We start from the raw sequence: 2666 nt of genomic DNA, 5'->3' as shown, positions 1-2666 counted from the left end.
GCAATAGAGAGCCTGTTGCGACCTTCTTCCAGCCTTTCGAGATGGCTGCCGAGCGATGCATCGATGGCCGCCCGCGATTCATTGACCTTGCGCAGATCCTCTTCGAGAGCGCGCGAGATCAGGCTGCGGCCTTCGGCCAGCTTCTGCGCCTGGTTGGTTACTGCCGCATCGATGCCGGCGCGGCCCTCGGCGAACTTCGCCAGGTCGGCCTCCATGGCCGCGGCCATGCGCTCGCGGCTTTCGGACAGTTTCCTGCTGTGGTTCTCGACAGCTTCCTCGATGCCGACGCGGGCGTCGGCGAGCCGCTGGATGTCACTGTCGAACGAACGCGACACGACGTGACGGGCGGCTTCCATGCGTCCGGCGAAGTCGCTGGCGCGGGCTTCGAGCATAGAGGAGGTCGAAGTGACGATGTCGGCCATGTCGGCGCCGATCTGGGTCTTGCCCTGATCGATCATCGCCGACAGCGTGTCCTTGCTCTCGGCGAAGGTGTGCGCGATTTCGCGGGCGCGCTCGACCAGCGTTTCATTGATCTGGCGGGCGCGGGCCTCGAGTGCCGCATTGAGCTTCTGCGTTCCGGTGTCGAGCGCCTCGGCGCGGGTCTGGAACTCGCTGATCAGCGCCTGGCCGCGTTCGGCGAGCGTGCGCTCGATGCCGTTGAGGCTGGCCTCGAATTCGGAATTGAGGGTGCGCGCGGCGCCGCCTAGCAGCGACACCATGCCGGTGGTGCGATCGTCGAGCAGATCGGTCAACGACCGCGTCAGTCCGTCCGTGGTGTCCGTCAGCTTGGCAATGCGGGTGTCGAGAAGGCTGGCGAAGGCCTCGCCCGAGGTCGACAGACGGTCGGTGATCGAATCGAGCCGGCCTTCGACGGAATCGAAGATCGACATCGAGCTTTCGTTGATGCGGTCGATCAGCGTGTCGCCGGAATTGGTGATCGTCATCGACAATTTGGTCGATGCATTGAGGATCGAGTCGCGAATGATGTCGGAAGCCGCGCCGATCTCGTCCTTCAGCGTCTCATGCGCGCCGGTAATCGAGGCGCGGACGCGCTCGGCATGGGTGACGACGGCTTCGCGCTCGCTGCCGAGGCCGTCGACCAGCGAACGGATGCGGGATTCATTCTCGGAATAGGAGCGTTCGATCTGGTTGACTTCGCTGTGGACAAGCGTTTCCAGTTCGACGGCGCGGGCAAGCGTGCGTTCGATGCCTTCGCCCATCGCCGCGACCTCGCGACGAACGGCCTGGCCGATCATCATGACGCGATCCTGGGCAAGGTTTTCCGGCTCGGTCAGGCGGAAGGCCACTTCGGTCATCGACTGTGCGGCGATGCGCATTTCCTGGGCGCGGCGAATCATGGCGGCGAAGGCCCAGAACAGGATGACGGGCACGATGGCCGCGACGGCGAGGCCGATCAGTTCCGGACGGGCAAGGAACTGGTCGAGCGTGCGGATTCTCCAGATGCTCGGTCCGAAAAGCAGATTGGCCAAACCACCGGCACCGGCGAACCAGGCGAGCGAAACGAAGGCGACGACCCAGTAAATGGTGTTCGAGGCACGCCTGTTGAGGCTGTGCAGGAGCGTCTTGTAATCCTTCTGGCGATCGTCATTGGCCGGCGCGAAACCTGCGGGCTGGGCGCCATTGCGCGGTTCCACGGGGCGCAATTCGGCAGGTTTGGCCTTGGGCGCGGGTTTCGCGGCCTGGTTTTGGTTGACCACCGGCTCCGGGTTCTGTTCCGGCTTATGATTGCGTCCCTCGCGCGCCAGCTCGTCGGCCGCCTGGGATATCTGCGCTTCAAGATCCTCCATCGAAGCCGCGATATCGAGGTCGCCGCTGCCGATCTCATTGCTGAGGTCGAGATCGAGCGCCTTTTCCAGTTCCCTGGCCACTTCGCTGTCGAGAGTTCTCGTCGTCGGTTTCTTTGCCATGCCTTCGCTACCCTGTACTAGCTGCCGCGGGCTTATAATTCTGTTTGTCTTGCCCCGCGCAGGAGGCTGAAAATGGACCCCTCGTATCGTAATGACACAGGGGGGTAAAGAAAACATGCATTCCGCGGGATACGTAAAACTTTAAATATAAGGTTAACGGAACTGTGATTTGGACGCCGCTTTGGCAACATTTTTCCGGGCCATTCATTAACCCGTTGTCCATTGGATTCGCCTAGGTTTTTGGGCGAGTCGAAGAAACGGAGTTCGAGTTCATGCGTGGCGAAAGCGGCATCGCCTTCTCAATGCCCGGGGGAGATGTATCCGGACCAAGACGGTCACGGCCGGTCGATTTGGCACACCTTGCCCGCCAGACAATGGGTGACCGCAGCCTTGAGCAAGAGGTTCTGGCGCTATTTGTACAGCAGGCGCTGTCCGTGCGTGACAGAATAGTCGACGCCGATATCAAGGACCGGCTTCTGCTCGCCCATGGATTAAAGGGTTCGGCACGGGGCGTGGGCGCCTTTGCCATCGCCGATTGCGCCACCGAGATCGAGCACCGGCCGGAAGACGGCCAGACGCTCAAGCGGCTTGGTACGCTGATCGACGAAGTGCGCGATTTCATCGCCGCCATCAACCGCTGAATCCGCGCCGAATCCGATTTGCGGAAAAACGTCATCGGGCGGCGCTTTCATGCGGCAGTTGACTTGTCAGCCGGAGTGATTATCTCGGCTGCAACTC

The 2666-nt window shown here is 61.9% G+C and carries 1 protein-coding gene and 1 pseudogene; one reads left to right on the top strand and one right to left on the bottom strand.

Going from position 1 to position 2666, the window contains the following annotated elements; genetic code table 11:
• Positions 1 to 1928: pseudogene (locus EN969_RS25880) on the bottom strand (kinesin); the annotation flags it as partial.
• A 272-nt stretch (positions 1929 to 2200) separates the two neighbouring features.
• Here EN969_RS25880 and EN969_RS25875 point away from each other — a divergent pair.
• Complete coding sequence (locus EN969_RS25875; RefSeq protein WP_023813039.1) at positions 2201 to 2569, top strand: Hpt domain-containing protein; 369 nt, start codon at positions 2201 to 2203, stop codon at positions 2567 to 2569.
• Positions 2570 to 2666: the final 97 nt, after the last annotated feature.

The sequence above is a fragment of the Mesorhizobium sp. M7A.F.Ca.CA.003.01.2.1 genome, from assembly GCF_003998945.1.
Taxonomy (GTDB): Bacteria; Pseudomonadota; Alphaproteobacteria; order Rhizobiales; family Rhizobiaceae; genus Mesorhizobium; species Mesorhizobium ciceri.
This window is presented reverse-complemented; position numbering and strand designations above follow the sequence as displayed.